Source organism: Paenibacillus polysaccharolyticus, assembly GCF_900102085.1.
Taxonomy (GTDB): Bacteria; Bacillota; Bacilli; order Paenibacillales; family Paenibacillaceae; genus Paenibacillus; species Paenibacillus polysaccharolyticus.
This window is the reverse complement of record NZ_FMVM01000014.1, coordinates 153511-170975: the sequence shown is the minus strand read 5'-3', so window position 1 is coordinate 170975 and position 17465 is coordinate 153511. Positions and strand designations below refer to the sequence as shown.

Below are 17465 nucleotides of genomic sequence, written 5' to 3'. Positions count from 1 at the left end.
ATGCACAAAGGTTGAAGAATATGGAAGAGGGGGGGGCAATAAGAGCAGATCAGCATAGGTTGTCAGGTTCTGAACAAATGAATGAAAATCATGCAATACAAAGCCCTGCTCCAAGGGGGGAAGCAGGGCTGAGTTTCTTATATTTTTAATGATTAAGCCGTTTTCTTAGTGGGTGTAATGGTTGGTGTGTCTGTTGGCTGAATGGTTCTGTCCTTTTTGAACAATCCGCGAAGGTAAGGAAGTACCCAGTGATCCAGACCAATTTTACCAGCATTTGCACCAGCTACGACGATGAAGATTTCCAATAATACCAGTTGAGCATTCGTGCTTACTGTACCCGAGAAGAGGAACGCGAAGTTCATGACCATCGCCATCAGAGCTGCCAGCGTTGTGAAGCATCCAAGAATGAGTCCCAGACCTACCAGGAATTCACCGAGCGGGATCACGAAGTCGAATAATCCGGCATTTGGAATAGCGAACTTTTCAAGGAACGTTGCCCACCAAGCTTGAACCGCTGGATGATCGCCTGTTGCTTTTTCCAGTGCCCCAGTGAGGAACCCGCCAGCTTGGAATCCGCCGGTCAATTTGCTCCATCCGTGAGTCATCCAGTCATAACCGATATACACCCGAAGTACTGTCAAAATCCACATTGCCACTTTGTTTTCTCTAAGCCATTGATTGAAGCTGAACATATAAACCACTCCTTTTATGGAATCTAGTGTGTGTTGTTTTTGTTTTTCTAAGTGATCACCTTTGATGTCTTTATTGTATATTCCGAATGGTGTTTTGTTTGTGATTAAAATCACAATCTAGTTCAAATTTTAAGTAAGGTTTAAGAAGTTCACATTTAGGACATATTTATTTGCTTATTTCAAGATTCAAAGATAACTTGTGAGATAAGACAAGGCTTAGAAGGCGCAGACAAAACGGAAACGTTGTGATTAAATGGAAAGAAATACGTGAGATGGTTGCCTGCATGAGAGGAATATCACATGACGAGCAGAAGAAAGTCAGCCAAATCGTTCAGGAGGTCCTATATTGAAGTTATTTTCTTGGAACAAAGCTATATCAGCAGCATCAATCTGCCTTCTTACCGTTAGTCTTGTTGCTTGCCAGAATAAAGAGGTAGCCCAAATTCCCCAGCCGGAGCCCACACCTGCACCGGTTCAAGAAGAGAAGCCTGTGGAGGAGCCTGTTCATTCTGGCTTTACAGCTCCTTTCACGGGACTAGCCGTGGAGAAAGCGTCTACGCAGCGGCCACTAGCGGTCATGATCAACAATGCACCTGCCGCCCGTCCCCAATCGGGACTCAGCGCAGCCGATATTATCATTGAGGTGCTTGCCGAAGGTGGGATTACGCGGTTCATTGCTATATTTCAGAGTGAAGGTGGAGCAGAAACCGTCGGCCCAATACGTAGTATTCGTCCATACCTGATCGAGCTTGGTGAAAGTTATGACGGGGTGCTTATTCATGCCGGAGGCAGTCCGGAGGCCTATTCCATTTTACAAAAACAGCAAAAACAGCACATGGATGAGATTTCGAATGGCGGGCCTTACTTCTGGCGTTCCAAAGAACGCAAGGCGCCTCACAATCTATATACATCTGTGGACAAGCTTAGAGAAGGTACGGACAAGAAAGGGTACAGCCATGAATTCCAATCACCAGTGTACAAGTATGACGAGGCAGGAGCGACCTCCACGGGAGAGAGCGTGAAGCAGTTTGAGATCCAGTATTTATTGAATAGTTATAAAGTAACGTATGATTATGATGAAGTTAGCGGACGATATATGAGAATGGTGAACGGGAAGCCAGATGAGGATAAAGATAACGGCAGTCAGTTAGGTGCAGCCAATATCATTGTTGCTGGGGCAGACCATAAGGTGCTCGACGATGTAGGCAGGTTATCCGTAAACGTGGATCATGGCGGTGAAGCGATGCTGTTTCAGAAGGGCAAGATGATTCGCGGGCAATGGGTTAGAAAAGAGGGAGATATTATTCGTTTTGTGAAGGATGGGCGTGAAATGAATCTGGTGCCCGGGAAAACTTACATTAGCATTGTGCCGAACCATCCACAGTTTGCAGATCATGTGAAGCTGGCAGAACAAGAATAAGCCATATACAACGATTGGCACAACGAAATGAATCACTTTTGCAGGCTGAAATGAAAGAGAGCGATGAAAAGGGTTAAGATTGGTGATGATGTGTTGTCGTATCATAGCGCTTTTTATGAAAATTGTGACGGGTCACGCGTCGACTTATGTGGAGTTTTGTAAACGCAGTGTAAAATCGGAGTCTGATTTTGCCATAATTCCAAATAATTAAGATTCATTTCAGGTTAATATGAGAAGAATATAAAAAAGGATCGCAGCTTTTGTACAAACCATGAAACAAATATGATAAGATATCAAAGGTTGTCATTTCATGTTTCATCGGTTATCGGCGCAATTTCTCGAAGAGGGGATAGAGCTATGAAGATTAAGAAGAAGAAGGACATATTTTTTGAAACACTGGAGAATATGGCAGATACGGTTGTTCAAGCGGCAGATTATTTCTCCCAGCATGTTTCCAACCTTCAGGATGTAACTCTTTTTGCTAATGAAATGAAGAAGTACGAGTCGCAATGTGATGACTACGTGCACACGATCATTACAGAACTCAACAAAACATTTATCACGCCGATCGAACGCGATGATATTATGGAACTGACAACAACTCTTGATGACGTATTGGACGGCATTGAAGCTACAGCTTCCCGTTTCTATATGTACAATTTGGTGGACCCGGACGAATATATCGTTCAATTTGCAGAAATTTTGCGTCAATCGGCTTACGAAATTCAGAAGGCGATTCATTTGCTGTCCCAGAAAAAATTGCTGGCGATTCGTGAATATACGATTCGTCTGAATGATTTGGAAAACCAAGGCGACGAAGTATTGCGTAACTGTATCAAGAATCTATTCGCTACGGTGTCCGATCCGATTGAATTGATCAAGCGCAAAGAGATCTACGAACGCCTTGAAACAACAACGGATGATTGCGAGCATGTTGCGAACGTTCTTGAATCCATCATCATGCGTAATTCTTAAGGAGCCAGAGAATAATGGAAACAACGATTTGGGTATTAGGTATAGTCGTCTTCCTTGCACTGGCGTTTGACTTCATCAACGGTTTCCATGACACGGCTAATGCCATTGCCACATCGGTATCCACACGTGCACTGACGCCGCGCCGCGCCATTATTTTGGCGGCCGTGATGAATTTTGTTGGTGCGATGATGTTTACGGGTGTTGCGAAGACGATTGGGGGGAGCGTGACGGACCCCACCAAGCTTGATAACGGGATCGAGGTTGTCATCGTCACCTTGATTGCCGCGATCATCTGGAATTTGGTTACCTGGTGGTTTGGGATTCCTTCATCTTCTTCACACGCGTTAATCGGAGCGCTCGCAGGTGCAGTGCTCGTTGGAGCAGGCTCGGACAAAGTGAAATGGAGTGGATTCATTGATATCGTCGGAGGTTTGCTGTTGTCACCTCTGATTGCCTTTGCCATTGGTTATATCGTCATGACGATTCTTAAATATGTGTTTGCCAAACGCAGTCCGCACAATGTGAATAAAGGCTTCCGTACGGTACAGATCTTCACGGCTGCCCTGCAGGCATTCACTCATGGTACCAACGATGCGCAGAAAGCGATGGGGATTATTACATTTGCACTCGTAGCAGCCAAGGTACAGGATCATCTTGAAGTACCACTGTGGGTTAAAATCTCAGCAGCAACAGCTATGGCCCTGGGGACATCGGTGGGTGGTTGGAAAATCATCAAAACGATGGGGACTAAAATTTTCAAAATCGAACCAATTAACGGCTTTGCTGCCGATTTATCTGCTGCATCCGTTATTTTCACAGCAACATTGTTGCACCTTCCGGTAAGTACGACACACGCAATCACATCCGCGATTCTGGGTGTAGGTTCGGCGAAACGTTTCTCGGCTGTAAAATGGGGACTGGCTGGACGTATCATCATTACGTGGTTCATTACGATTCCAATTACCGGAGCACTTGCAGGTCTGTTGTACTGGATTATTTTCTAAATAGTTGTCAACAGAAGGGCCGGGTATCCATGGATCGGATACAGTAAGTGAAGGACGAACCTGTTCATAACGATGTGAATATCGGGATATGTGGATAAATATACAATGAGTTGAAGAAATGCCTGTGCACGAAGATGTGGACAGGCTGGATATGTGGATAGCCATCCGTGGAATGATAAACCAAAAGAAACCTTCCTGTGGATACAGGGAACTGTGGATAGGGGAAATGAGAGAAGCCAACAGGGTTGGCTTTTTTTGTTTTTCATAGTATACAATGAAATCAGAACTTCGATAAGAGACAAGGACGTGGTCTAATCCATGATTCGTACACTTGCGATTACACGGGATCATCAAGTCACGGTGAATATGCCGCTTGAACAGCTGGATTTAAACGATTATGCCTGGGTATGGGCAGATTTCAACCAGCCTACCGAAGAAGAAAGTCGGCTACTGGATACATATTTTCATTTTCACCCACTTGCCATTGAAGACTGTCTGCATGTATTGCAACGTCCCAAGCTGGATTATTATGAGAATCTGCAGTTTCTTGTGTTACATGCGCTGAATCCAGCCACGCTTGAGGCAGAAGAGGTAGATCTGTTCCTGGGACAGAACTTTTTGGTGTCATTCCATCATGGAAGATTGGAAGAAGTGGACGAAGCCTGGGACAGACTGCTGAAACACGCGCATGAGCGTACCATCTGGGCAAGAGGGCCGGTGGCGGCAGCTTATACAGTGATGGACAAACTGGTCGATCATTATTTTCCATCGCTATTTTCCATCGAGGATGAACTGGCTGAACTGGAAAATCGGGGCGGTCAGGAGTCTGTAGAAGAATTGATGAATCAGGTGTTTGACCTGCGTAGTCGACTCCTGAAGCTTAGACGCACTGTTGTCCCTATGCGGGATCTGCTCTACCGGGTCATTAATTCGCAACATGTACAGCGAACAGGGGAACATACGGCATATTTTACCGATATTTATGACCACCTGCTCAAACTGACGGATATGATCGAAGCCGATCGGGAGATGACGGCAGACTTGCGCGATAGCTATATCTCACTGAATTCGAATCGAATGAATCAGATTATGAAAACACTGACGGTCATTACGACGGTATTTATGCCACTCACTCTAATTGCAGGTATCTACGGCATGAACTTCGCCCATATGCCGGAGCTTCAGTGGAGGTATGGTTACGGTGCTGTGTTATTGCTGATGTTTGTCCTTGGAGGCTGTATGGTGGCCTGGTTTGTGAAGCGCGGCTGGTTTAAATAAACAGGATAACTTGATAATAAAGAGAAAAAGGCCGTCAGGCGAACCTTGCGGAACACGAAATCCGTTGCTCCCAAGGTTGTTTGTTGCCTGACGGCTATTCTCTGTCTATTCTTCTATCCACATGTGCATAAGTGATTCAATCATAGAGACTTGTGCATAACTAAAGTGAAATTTCCATTTCGAAGTTCAGTCTAACGTAAGCACAAAAGAAGCGGATTCCGTATTTTGCCCGTTCACAACGATCGTGAGCGTATGCAGCCCTGCGTAATATTTCCGTGTCGTAATGAGTTTGAATGATTGTTTGGTATTGACGGTACTGCGACCACTGGCATACATCTTGTCCGAGCACTTAAAGCGTTTGGGTGCCTGTTTGCCGTTAGCCTTCATATAACCAATCTCATATTCAAGCCTCAGCATCTGCGGTTCGCCGCTCGTATTCACCACATCGAATGAAAAATGAAGATCCTCTCCCGTAGCAATCTGCTCCCGATCCAGCTTCAGGTTTTCAATATGAACAGCCTCCTGCTTGTGATAGCCGAACAGGCTCAGTGCAACAGGGTGCCCCTTCTTCAGCAGCGAACGACTTGCGTGGCGGATAATCCAGTCGGTATGCGCGTTCTGACCGTACCAAGCTTGAGCTAAGTCGAGAACAAGATCAGGGTGATCCTTGGAAATATCGTTCAGATGATTCGCTACACTTTTTCGTACATAGAGGGATTCATCCTGCCTGAGTGTATGCAGAATCGGAAGCGCGGGCGTCGGATCAACGATCAAATCCCCAAGCTTGGCTCCCCATGGCAAACGAGGGCGACTGCCTTCGCTAGCAAGCCTGCGAATATGCTCGTCACTGCTTTCTGTCCATTCCATCAACTGTTTCAACGTCTTAAGCGGGTAACGCTGGATGAACGGGCGCACCGCAAATTCAGAACTTGAATAAGGTGTGAATACCTTAAGATATTTCATCGATAACTCGTAGTTTTCGGGGGCAAGTCCATTCACTTCAATGAAATCAGGCACAAAAAGGTACTCAACCCCGCGCAACTGTGGAGCTGCCTGTTCAAGGATATGTAAGGCTTGTTCGTAATCGGCGGGCAGAACATGGGTCAAAGATTCCGTAATTCGGCGTATCCTTGCCTTGAACTCCAGCGCTTCCCAGCCTTCAGCGAAAACCAGTTCGCGGAATCGCTGTGTTTGTAAATCTGGATAGAATTGATGCAACTGATTGGCGGTTCGATCAATGAGAGCAGGTGTATATTTATCTTTGAACAGTTCCATGGTCTGCCTCCTTATATGTAGTCTCTAGTATACCCCATTTTCCAGAATAAGAACATAAGTTCTTGCTTTTTAGTTGTTCAAAAAGGTTAAGGCACCCGCCTTCGTAAGGGGAGTGCCTGAATAGAGTTAACTTTTGCGTCTTTTGGGACGCGGTTTGGATGTTGCGTTTTTCCGGCGCGCTGGGGAAGAGGTGCGTTTCCGCTGTGTACCTGTCGTTTTTTTGCGGCGTTTGCGCGGGCGAGGTTTCGAGTATTCTTCATAATCAGCGTCGGCTTCGCTGCTACTGTTTTTATTTTTTCCAAAAGGCAGAATGCCCATCACCAGTTTCATCATCGGGGCCATCTGCTGAATACCGCCGACGACCTTTTGCATTTTGGCCACGCCGCTCATAATGCCGTCAATGCCGCCGAAGCGGTCAATCATGCCTTTTAACTCACCTAAGTTGGCAAGGGAAAAGCCTGAGCTGCCTGAAGAGGCAGGTGTTTGAGCCGGAACGACTGGAGTAACGGGCACGACGTCGCTTCCATAAAGTCCTCCGCTGGGTGCGCCCTGCCCATAGGGCACAAGACCGGAGGCTTCAACCTCGGCGAAGCCCGGGTAAGTCGGATGAACTCCGGGGTACATCGGCTGGATCTGGGCTTCATTGAGAGAGCGTGGCACATTTCCATACGGTGCATAAGCTGAGGTGCGAGCCTGCTGCTGGCCTTGAGGAGCCGGACGTTGTCGTGTTCCTGGCGGGCGATGATAGTAATGCTGTGGCATGAACGATCACGTTCCTTCTATATTAGATTTTTCGGAATTGCGTTCCACCGAGAAATCAATCCTGTAAAAATCATGGTACAACAAGCAGGGTGGAACTCCCTTTTGATATACTGTATGTCATTCGCGGAGAGGCGGCGTAGGCGGGTATCACGGAAAACGGGATATTTGCGGAAATGGGCGCAAGTCATGCCGGCGTTTATAAGATGGTTTTCAGGAAGAAAAATGAATTTCGGACACAAATTTGTAACAATTTACAGGTATAAAATCCTAGATAAATAATCGGAAATGTTCCCCCTAAAGGGGCGATTATCGCAGTTTTTATGCTCGTTGTCCGCCTCTGGAGGACAATAGTATGTTTTGTAAGCGGTAACATGTGTTTTTGTTCTGTAGTGCGTGAAATCGTTAACGCTTGAAATACCAACTCAGGCTAGGTACAATGGATGTACACAGTAACCGCTAGGGGATGATGATAAAATGCAGCTGAAAAAGCTAAATGATAAAAGCATTGAACAACTATTTGAGGCAATCCTGACACTTAAGGATATTGAAGAGTGTTATGTCTTTTTTGATGACCTCTGCACAGTGAACGAGATTCAATCCATGTCCCAGCGGCTGGAAGTAGCACGTATGCTTGGCAAAGGCAACACGTATAACCAGATTGAAGCAGAGACGGGCGCGAGCACGGCTACAATTTCGCGTGTTAAACGTTGTCTGAATTACGGGAACGACGGTTATAAAATGACGCTGGAACGCCTGGGGCGCTAAGTCATGAAGAAGCCGGGTGTACTCATCATTAGTCACGGTTCTCAGGAGAAAACCTGGGTGGAATCCGTCGATGACGCGATTTCCCGGTTGAATCTGCCTGATCCGTTACCCGTTGAAGCTGGATTTCTGGAATTGGTGGATGGGCGTTTAATTCAGGACGGTATTAACCGACTGGAGGCGCAAGGTGTAACCGATTTGTTGGTTGTACCGTTGTTTGTTTCCTCTGGTAGCACCCATGTGGATGAGATCGAATATGCGATTGGGGCGAAGGATGCACCTGAGCGTGAAACCGATCTTGAACCATTTGAGGTGAGGGCGCGGGTACATTTTGGCTATCCAGTAGATAATGATCCTGATATTGCAGTGATGGTATGGGACAAGGTTCGGTCATTATCAGAGCAACCTGAGCAGGAAACGATTCTGCTTGTCGGACATGGCAGTATCCACGATGGATTCCGCCAGCGTTGGGAAGCAGGGATTTCTTCGCTTGCGGAACGAGTGCAGCAAATCAGTGGAGTCGCTCATACAGACTATGCATTGCTTAATCCGGAAAGTGTATATGACAAGGCGAAATACTGGTCCGAAGAGCGTGGCAGTCGCGTCATTGTGGCACCGCTGTTTTTGAGTGCCGGTTATTTTACCCAGCATGTTATTCCAGGTCGACTTAAAGAGTTGGAATATGCATATAGTGGGGAAACGTTGTTGCCTCATCCTTTGCTTGGGCAGTGGCTGGAGCGCCAGATTCAGTTTTTGCTGAAGAAGTGTGATGAGGTTGAAGATTGAAGTCAGTTTAAGATTTAAAGATTGAAGTTATAAATAGAATCTTCTATTTGTGCATAACGTAAAACCACGCTCTAGAGCGTGGTTTTTTTGTGTGAATCCATGATCTAACCATTATCTAAACCAAGCTTTATTCAGATTGTTCGCAAAGTTGTTATCGTTAAATGGTACATTGGCGCTGCCAAAGTCCGTTGTATTCAGGGCATTACGTGCAGCTGGAGTCAGATCATCCCAACCGATTAGCGGCTGAGTTCCCCCAACTACGTTGGTTACACCAAGCTCGTGGTTGAGCGGCCAGGTGCTATTATAGGAGATTTTCGGATGATCGCCCTGCATATTGCTGTTGCTTGGTGCCACTTTGGTGAATTGCCCGTGACCTGAGTAGGCGATCGAGAGTACTTTCGGGTTGGCAACCGCCGGGTTGTCTACCCATACGACGATGCCTTCCCAATCATGCCGATGTCCAAATCCCGGAGATGGGTTGTCTTTAGGGAAGTACCATGCGTACATGATCGCCCAGACGCCATTATGCCAAGCAGAACGTGAATAGACCTGACCCAGGTTGGAGCCGCATCCGCCATTGTGTGATCCGGACGTTGCCAAACCTGCGCTGGTGTTACCTTGTGCATCAACGGCTGGGAAAGGCACGCATCCATGATAGACCTTCAGGAAAGGTTGAAAACGTTTGGCTGTGATTTGCGTGGCTGTTACGGGTGTTACTTCTTGAAAACCGACGACCTGGTCATGATTAATGACGGCTGCTTCCGCAACGGTGCCTATCGGTAAATAGGCGAGGAGGGTAACCATTAGCATCAGTACCAGTTTTTTGGTTTTTTGCATTGTGCAATTCTCCTTTGTAAACGTAGTAGAGTGAGGTCAGTTATGTATGGATGTGTTCTGTATATCCATGGTACTGGAAAAATATTGATTTAGGTTATATTTTTATATTGAGATTTGTAAATTTGCTGTATATTTTTGTCATAATATAATTAGTTGTGGACAGCAGATAGTATGGAGATTAATTCCGGTGCAAGCGGGCAGAATGGAAGATCAGTGGTTTTTTTGCAAAAGAAGATGGAAAGATCGGTTTCAAGATGACTTTGGATGTTTATTAGGGTAGGGAAGTTTTGGTATTAGGATTTATGAAAAAGTCACGGCTGGAATAGGCTAGGACATCTTTACATTTGATGATATGATAGAAGCAATAGCTTTTGGAATGGGACGTCATTCCTCTGGCATAGTTATATATAGTGTTTGGGCAGGATTAACGAAAGTTCATGGTTGTGTTAATTATAATGATGCCCCTTGGTGGACTGATGCAGCGTAAGAAGATGAGGACATTCGGACTCATGGATAATGTGGAATAGGTGGCGTATCAGATGAAAAGAGCTCGATTAATATATAATCCGACTTCAGGCCGGGAAGAAATGAAGAAACGTCTAGCTGATATTTTGCAACGTTTGGATCAAGGCGGTATTGAGGCTTCGTGTCATGCTACAACGGGGGAAGGCGATGCGACCCGGGAAGCGGAACTGGCGATTGAACGCGGATACGACATGATTATTGCTGCTGGCGGAGACGGTACGTTATATGAGGTCATTAATGGTATGGCTGAGCGGGACAATCGCCCTCCACTGGGTGTGTTTCCTCTGGGGACGACCAATGACTTTGCGCGTGCGCTCGGCATTCCGAGACAGTGGGAAGATTATGTGGATCTGGTTATTCAGCAGCAGACGCGCCCTCTGGATCTGGGCAAGGCGAACGATAGGTATTTTATCAACATCGCCGGCGGTGGATCGTTAACCGAATTGACCTATGAAGTACCGAGTCGTTTGAAAACGATGATCGGGCAACTGGCCTATTATATGAAGGGGATTGAGAAAATGGCAAGCCTGTCCCCGCAGGAATTAATCATTCGTGCGAATGGCCAGGAAGAAATTCATGATGAATTCATGCTGTTCCTCATTGCCAATACGAACTCCGTTGGCGGCTTCGAGAAGCTGGCTCCGGGGGCAACCATTGATGATGGGTTGTTCGATGTCATTGGTGTACGCAAGTGTAATCTGGCGGATATGATTCGTCTTGTTACTTTGGCGCTGCGCGGAGAGCATCTGAACGACAAAAAGGTTGTTCATTTCCAGACGGATCACATGGAAGTCAATTCACCAGGTTATGTACAACTGAATCTGGACGGTGAGCTAGGCGGCACGTTGCCTGCGACGTTTACGAATCTAAAGCATCATCTGCAGCTGTTCCATCGGTAAATAAATGTTACAATGAAATAACGTTTCTGAGATTCGTTAGAATTTTGGAACGTTATTTTTGGCGTGAAGAAGGAAATTTTTTATTAAGATTATGAAAATTACGGAACAGATCGAAACAGATGTAAAAAGATCGAAACAGATCGAAACAGATCGAAACAATTTAAAAAGCCTAGGTTACTCAATTCAGATCAGCTCAATTCGAGCGAACTCGATTCAGATCAACACAATCAACAATGCAACACAGTCAACATATTAATTTAACTCACCGTCATTGCAGGCGGTGTACTATATAAGAAAGAAGTGAATGTACGTTGTCTAATACGAACCGCAGCGGTCGTGGAAAAAACCGCCGGAATTCGGCTGCTCCTCAAGGGAAAGGGAATGCTTCAGCTTCTCGTCAGCCAAGTCAATCCATGCAATCAACTCGTCCATCTACAAGTCATTCAGGTAAAGAGGTGCGGCCACGCAGTGCATCTATTTCTGGTGTGCGCTCCAAAGGCAGAACGCGTGAATCCGCACCAATCGAAGGATTGCCCGTTAGCAAAAATGAAGAAACCGTCATTGAGATCATCGGCATGAATCATGACGGCGAGGGTGTAGGCCGTGCGGACGGTTATACACTATTTGTGCAGGGTGCTCTTCCTGGAGAAACTGTGCGCGTGCGTGTCATGAAAACCAAGAAGCAATATGGCTACGCCAAGTTGCTTGAGATTGTCAAAGCCAGTCCAGATCGTGTATCCGCACCATGTCCGATCTACGATCAATGCGGCGGGTGTCAGATTCAGCATATGAGCTACGCTGGCCAACTGGCGTGGAAACGTCAGCTTGTGATCGATAATTTGCAGCGGATCGGTAAGCTGAACGTGATGGTGGAGGATGAGACTCAGGCAAACCATTCGGAACAATCTCCATTCGATGAACAGATAGAAGAACAAACTGTGCAAACCAACGAAAGTAATCGCATTCGTTTGCGGCTTGAAGGTGTCATGAGTGAAGAAGATACAGAACACGCGATTCGTGTACTGCCAACGATGGGAATGGACGAGCCGTGGCGTTACCGGAATAAGGCACAGGTGCCGATTGGTGTAACCGAAGGTGGTTTGGTAGGTGGTTTTTATGCCAAAGGAAGTCACCGAATCATCGATATGGAGACCTGTCTTATTCAGCACGAGCACAATGACGAAGTCGTGGCGAAGGTGAAGGAGATCGGCAGCCACCTCGGCATCAGTGCATACAACGAAGAAACTGGCCGCGGCCTGCTGCGTCATGTCGTAGTAAAAAAAGCGTTCCGTACAGGCGAGATGATGCTCGTTCTGGTGACGAATGGCCGGGATATTCAACATAAAGACGAGTGGATCGGCAGTATCCGCGAAGCGATTCCTCAGGTGGCGAGCATCTGCCAGAACGTGAACAAAAAGCAGACGAACGTTATTTTCGGTGATGAGACCCGTGTTTTGTGGGGCCGAGATGTAATCTATGATTTTATCGGGGATGTGCAATTTGCAATTTCTCCGCGTTCGTTCTATCAGGTCAATCCGGTGCAGACCGAAGTGCTGTATGGAAAAACGGTAGAATACGCTGGACTGAGCGGCAAAGAAACCGTAATCGATGCGTATTGCGGCATCGGAACGATCTCTCTTTTCCTGGCGCAACATGCGGATCAAGTGTATGGGGTAGAGATTGTGCCTGAAGCCATTGAGGATGCGCGTAGCAATGCGATGCTGAACGAGATGAAGAACGTCAAGTTCGAAGTGGGTGCCTCCGAGGACGTCATCCCTCGCTGGAAGGAACAAGGCATCGAAGCTGATGTCATCGTCGTTGATCCCCCGCGCAAAGGCTGCGACCCGCGTCTGCTGGATACTATCCTTGAGATGAAGCCGGAACGTGTGGTATACGTGAGCTGTAATCCGAGTACGCTGGCACGCGATCTGCGCGTGCTGGAAGATGGAGGTTATCACACGGTGGAGGTCACTCCGGTGGATATGTTCCCGCATACGGTGCATGTGGAGTCGGTGGCGATGTTGGTTAGGATTAAAGAATAAGCAGAAGGGTTCGAGAATTTATAAAAGATTCTCGAACCCTTCTGCTTTAATTTCAATTCGATTAATGGGTCGGTGCAAGATCTCTGGAGTCAACTCCCTGAAGGATAAAAATGATTCGAGAATTTGTTTTAATTCGGTGAACACTGAAGTATTATTGTTGTTTTTCAAAGACTCTTCAATGTTGCATTCCTTTTCTATTAACTCGTTCAGTCTTACATTAGGCATTTACCCCTTTTCAGAATGAGAGGTTGAATTTTTTCTCCATGACCAGGCCACCACCGGAATAAGCAGCAGGGACATCAATCCTCCGGCAAGGGAAAGCATGGAGTAGCCAACGCCAGCCATAACCATGCCTGACAAAGCGCCGCCGGACGCGCCAGCCAGCGCAATCAGAACGTCAACCGTGCCTTGTGTCTTCGCGCGAACCTTCGGCGTTGTGGAGTCGATAATGGCTGCCGTTCCGCTAATTAGTCCAAAGTTCCAGCCTAGGCCGAGAAGCGCCAACGCTACAATAAGCAAACCCATGGATTCGCCTGGTGCAAAAGCCGCGGTTAAACCTGCCAGCAGCAGCGTAACGCCTGATGCACAGGACATAAAGGTACGGCCAAGCTTATCCACCAGCACGCCGGTCAGCAGGGAAGGCAAATACATGAATGCGATATGGATGCCAATCACCAGACCTGCATCTCCAAGCCCATGACCATGCTGCTTCATATGAACGGGCGTCATGACCATGATACCCACCATTACGATTTGGGTAAGCACCATAACCGTTGCCCCCACAATGAGTCCTTTTCGGTTATGAGAGCTCTCCGGGCGGCTTGTGTCTACCCTTGCCTGAAGACTTTTGCCGTCTTTCACTTGCGAACCTTTATTCAATCTTTCCTCTTCGTCAATCGCCTTGGCAACGATAAATGGATCAGGATGAAGAAACAGCAGCAGTACCAGGCCCGCTATCAAATATGCAACTGCCGCTAGAATAAAGGGCCCCGACAAAGCAGGAAGACCGATGGAGGTCGCCATGCGGCCAGTCGGCTCTACCAGATTGGGACCTGCCACCGCGCCAATTGTCGTAAACACCAGCGCTGTGCTGATTGCTTTGGCCCGCTGATTCGGCAGCGCCAGGTCCGTACCCGCATATCGGGCTTGCAGATTGGTTGCCGTGCCAGCTCCATAAATCAACAAAGACACAAATAGGAGCGCTATTTGATCCCAGAGCGCGGCAAACACAACGCCAGTTGCTCCAACTCCACCCGCTATAAATCCGGCAGCCAGCCCGACTCTGCGTCCAAATCGCTGTGAAAACCTTCCCACGATCAGCGCCGCCGCCGCAGAGCCTAGCGTAAACAAAGCTGCGGGAAGACCGGAAAGGCTGTCGCTGCCTAGCATGTCCTGCGCAAGCAGCGCTCCAACAGTAAGCCCGGCAGCCAGCCCCGCTCCTCCGAATATTTGTGAGACCACAACAAGCCATAACGTTTTTTTATACAGCTTCTTCTGCTTCTCTGGCGATTTTACATACTCATTTACTCTGTCAGAGCGGCTTTTTTGCCGTTTCGGAGCCATTGATGTGTGATGATTCATATGCATCCCCCTTTTCGGTACCCTTGCCGCTATCTAAATTAACTTTAATCCAATATCTGAATTATAGTGATATACGCAATCACTCTTCAATCCCTCAAAGTTGGGATAGCTATTCCAACCCTTTTAGTGATTCGATCATAGTGATCCGAGACATTTTTCATTGTAGTAGCAGGTTAGCACAATATGGTGAGCATAATAGCTTAAGTCTTTGAGCGTAGTGAGCTCTCGGTTTCTTCGAAGATTTTAATGGAAGATTGTTGTAGGTAGTGCCAAACGAAAGAAACACGATTGCATTAACCGAAGGTGATCTCCCATCAAGCAAAGACAAAATTCCTGAGGGCATCAAAGGGCTTTTTCAAAACTGTTGACAATTGGCATATATGTAATTATATTTAATATATCAATCAATTAGTGCTGTAAATCACTAGTGTAAACGCTCTCCAAGCAAAATTTTACGCAATATAATTCGATTCCGTCGAGGAAGAAAATGGAGAGGTGATGAGGGACTTAGTCCCAGTTTTGTACTAAACCTATCCATTTACGAATGATATTTCTCTTCGTTTTGTAAAGCATTTTCAGCAACGCTTCATTGCTTGGGAAAATGCTTTTTTTCTTTAGGCTTTGCGATGTTGACGATGGTAACCCTCAATTATTTCCGTCGTTGTACTCTTCGCGTCAAGCTGTTTATGTCCTGCATCGTGTCATACTCCGCCTCCAACATGAATTGCAGCATCCCTGCAAACAACTCTGTAAACAACTCTGTAAACAACTCTTTCAGTACAAATTCACCTTGTTTATCGTTATGAACTTATTCACAATCACTCTCACTTGCTCATCACGTATATGATCCTCTTTAATTAGCCTTTTTCTAAAGATTATCTAACGGGGGAAACATGATGTCTAAATCAATAGAATTGATCTTGAAAGACGAAATTTTTGCTGAGCTGGACATCGAGTATCCGGAAGACCACGATACCCGTTTGTTGGACCAAGGGATCGATTCCGTAGGCTTCGTCAAGCTTATTGTTTTAGTGGAATCGAAGTTTAACATCTCGATCCCTGATGAAGATCTGTTATTTGAGAAGTTCTCCACGGCTGGATTAATCCTTAATTATTTGACTGAGAAAACGCTATGATGACGATCATTCAGCGTCTATTTCTGGAGGCCTCTAATCGCCAAGATCATATTATCCTTGAAGATCTAAAGCAGCAATGGACTTACGGAGAGGTGATGACAGAAGCTTACTTGATTGCTTTATATATCCGCAAGAATTTTAAGCTTGAGCCTGGAAGTCATGTTGCATTATACACAAATAATGAGCCCTTGTTCATTTTTGCGGCGCTTGGCATTCAATTCTGCGGTTATGTGTTAGTACCGATTCCTTATTCGGCATCCAATACTGAAATTGAAAATATTTTAAATGCCAGTGACGCCAAATTAGTTATCAGCAAATCTGCACAGCCTGCGCATTTAAATTGTGACATTCCTTGGGTTACCGCTCAGGATGTATCGCAAGAACCCATGCCTTCGTTCGAGTCGATCTCGTTAACCAATCAGTCCGATCCCAATCAATGTGCGATTCTCCTTCCTACATCGGGCACAACCGGAAAATCTAAAATCGTTATGTTATCCCATTGGAATGTATTAACGAATGCGCTCGCACACGGCGGAAAGGTGGGGTATACGAATCAAGATTCGTTTCTGGTAACGATGCCCGTTCATTTCAGTTCTACGATTGTCACGCAATTGATTTCTTGCATGTTATATGGAACCCGAATTAAACTTATCAGCTTGCCCTTGTTGCCGCGCACCGCGTTTAAACTGTTTCAGAATAAGGCGGTCACGGCATTCTCGGCGGTGCCTACGCAATTGATGCACTTTGTTTCCGATTTCCATCAGACAAAGAACTGGGGTGCCTTTGATTCCATTGAATGTATTGTAATTAGCGGCGCGGCGACTCCCGCGAAATTGGTAGACCATCTTCAAACTATATTTCCTCATGCGGACATTATTCAAACCTATGGATTGACCGAAGCTTCTCCGCGGGTGAGCATGATGGAACGGGGAGAGCGCTACTTATCCTGTGGAACACCCATCAATGACGTTTCGATTCGTCTTGTTGACGAAGAAGAGAATGAGGTTGAAGGAGCAGCGATCGGAGAAATTTGGGTCAAGGGCCCGAATGTGATGCTCGGTTATTACAAAAACCCGGAGTTAACGAACGCTACCATTGTTGAGGGGTGGTTAAAGACAGGGGATCTGGGATATTGGAATGAATCAGGGTGTCTTATACTGACAGGTCGAAAGAAGAATATCATTATATCTGGCGGTATCAATATCTATCCGGAAGAAATCGAGGATTTTTTGTACGGCTTGAAAGAAGTGGAGGAGGTCATGGTTGTTGGTGTACACGATGATCTGTTAGGCGAGGTTCCCATCGCATTTCTAAAAGTTTTTAATGAATGCCTGATTGATATAGATGCACTGACACGACATTGCAAATTGCATTTGTCATCGTATAAAGTGCCTAGGCAATGGAGGATTATAGATAACATTCCAAAAACAAAAACAGGAAAACTGGACAGGGCAAGTACGAAGCACTTATTGCTAAATGAGATATACTGAT

The 17465-nt window shown here is 46.2% G+C and carries 15 protein-coding genes and 1 pseudogene; 10 read left to right on the top strand and 6 right to left on the bottom strand.

The window, feature by feature from the left end; all coding sequences use genetic code 11:
• Positions 1 to 152: 152 nt before the first annotated feature.
• The gene (locus tag BLQ13_RS19855) at positions 153 to 692 is read right to left on the bottom strand and encodes a DoxX family protein (RefSeq protein ID WP_090923322.1); all 540 of its coding nucleotides are present in this window, start codon (positions 690 to 692) and stop codon (positions 153 to 155) included.
• A gap of 346 nt (positions 693 to 1038) precedes the next feature.
• On the opposite strand from BLQ13_RS19855, the gene BLQ13_RS19850 reads away from it, so the two are divergent.
• The 4 genes from BLQ13_RS19850 to corA all read left to right on the top strand — a co-directional run bounded on the left by BLQ13_RS19850 (position 1039) and on the right by corA (position 5369).
• The gene (locus tag BLQ13_RS19850) at positions 1039 to 2112 is read left to right on the top strand and encodes a DUF3048 domain-containing protein (protein ID WP_090923321.1); all 1074 of its coding nucleotides are present in this window, start codon (positions 1039 to 1041) and stop codon (positions 2110 to 2112) included.
• A gap of 357 nt (positions 2113 to 2469) precedes the next feature.
• Positions 2470 to 3087 carry a DUF47 domain-containing protein gene (locus tag BLQ13_RS19845; RefSeq protein WP_090923319.1) on the top strand — a complete coding sequence of 206 codons (618 nt, stop codon included), beginning with the start codon at positions 2470 to 2472 and terminating at the stop codon, positions 3085 to 3087.
• Between the two features lie 14 nt (positions 3088 to 3101).
• Positions 3102 to 4091 (top strand): inorganic phosphate transporter, encoded by a 990-nt coding sequence (locus BLQ13_RS19840; RefSeq protein ID WP_090923317.1) that lies wholly within the window; start codon positions 3102 to 3104, stop codon positions 4089 to 4091.
• A 318-nt stretch (positions 4092 to 4409) separates the two neighbouring features.
• On the top strand, positions 4410 to 5369 hold the full coding sequence (corA, locus tag BLQ13_RS19835; RefSeq protein ID WP_090923316.1) for a magnesium/cobalt transporter CorA: 960 nt from the start codon (positions 4410 to 4412) through the stop codon (positions 5367 to 5369).
• A 186-nt stretch (positions 5370 to 5555) separates the two neighbouring features.
• Here corA and BLQ13_RS19830 read toward each other — a convergent pair whose 3' ends face one another.
• Positions 5556 to 6644, bottom strand: a complete 1089-nt coding sequence (locus BLQ13_RS19830; RefSeq protein WP_090923315.1) for a DNA alkylation repair protein — start codon at positions 6642 to 6644, stop codon at positions 5556 to 5558.
• 126 nt (positions 6645 to 6770) lie between these two features.
• Positions 6771 to 7406: a hypothetical protein gene (locus tag BLQ13_RS19825; RefSeq protein ID WP_090923314.1), complete on the bottom strand. Its 636-nt coding sequence runs from the start codon at positions 7404 to 7406 to the stop codon at positions 6771 to 6773.
• Positions 7407 to 7880: 474 nt separating this feature from the next.
• Between BLQ13_RS19825 and BLQ13_RS19820 the strand changes: the two genes are divergently transcribed.
• Positions 7881 to 8171, top strand: coding sequence for a YerC/YecD family TrpR-related protein (locus BLQ13_RS19820; RefSeq protein WP_017690665.1), 291 nt, complete (start codon positions 7881 to 7883; stop codon positions 8169 to 8171).
• Positions 8172 to 8174: 3 nt separating this feature from the next.
• The gene (locus tag BLQ13_RS19815) at positions 8175 to 8954 is read left to right on the top strand and encodes a sirohydrochlorin chelatase (protein ID WP_090923313.1); all 780 of its coding nucleotides are present in this window, start codon (positions 8175 to 8177) and stop codon (positions 8952 to 8954) included.
• A gap of 111 nt (positions 8955 to 9065) precedes the next feature.
• Here BLQ13_RS19815 and BLQ13_RS19810 read toward each other — a convergent pair whose 3' ends face one another.
• Positions 9066 to 9764, bottom strand: a complete 699-nt coding sequence (locus BLQ13_RS19810) for an NPP1 family protein (RefSeq protein ID WP_244159393.1) — start codon at positions 9762 to 9764, stop codon at positions 9066 to 9068.
• A gap of 566 nt (positions 9765 to 10330) precedes the next feature.
• On the opposite strand from BLQ13_RS19810, the gene BLQ13_RS19805 reads away from it, so the two are divergent.
• Both BLQ13_RS19805 and rlmD read left to right on the top strand, forming a co-directional pair.
• Positions 10331 to 11215 carry a diacylglycerol kinase gene (locus BLQ13_RS19805; protein ID WP_090923311.1) on the top strand — a complete coding sequence of 295 codons (885 nt, stop codon included), beginning with the start codon at positions 10331 to 10333 and terminating at the stop codon, positions 11213 to 11215.
• A gap of 311 nt (positions 11216 to 11526) precedes the next feature.
• The gene (rlmD, locus tag BLQ13_RS19800) at positions 11527 to 13257 is read left to right on the top strand and encodes a 23S rRNA (uracil(1939)-C(5))-methyltransferase RlmD (RefSeq protein ID WP_090923310.1); all 1731 of its coding nucleotides are present in this window, start codon (positions 11527 to 11529) and stop codon (positions 13255 to 13257) included.
• A 225-nt stretch (positions 13258 to 13482) separates the two neighbouring features.
• Here rlmD and BLQ13_RS19790 read toward each other — a convergent pair whose 3' ends face one another.
• Entirely contained in the window at positions 13483 to 14820 is a 1338-nt protein-coding gene (locus BLQ13_RS19790) for an MFS transporter (protein ID WP_090923409.1), read from the bottom strand.
• 525 nt (positions 14821 to 15345) lie between these two features.
• Positions 15346 to 15500 (bottom strand): annotated as a pseudogene (locus BLQ13_RS29205) (IS256 family transposase); the annotation flags it as partial.
• A 234-nt stretch (positions 15501 to 15734) separates the two neighbouring features.
• Here BLQ13_RS29205 and BLQ13_RS19785 point away from each other — a divergent pair.
• Positions 15735 to 15974 carry a phosphopantetheine-binding protein gene (locus tag BLQ13_RS19785; protein WP_167375795.1) on the top strand — a complete coding sequence of 80 codons (240 nt, stop codon included), beginning with the start codon at positions 15735 to 15737 and terminating at the stop codon, positions 15972 to 15974.
• Positions 15971 to 17464: a class I adenylate-forming enzyme family protein gene (locus BLQ13_RS19780; RefSeq protein WP_090923307.1), complete on the top strand. Its 1494-nt coding sequence runs from the start codon at positions 15971 to 15973 to the stop codon at positions 17462 to 17464. Before BLQ13_RS19785 ends, BLQ13_RS19780 begins: the two co-directional genes overlap by 4 nt.
• Position 17465: the final 1 nt, after the last annotated feature.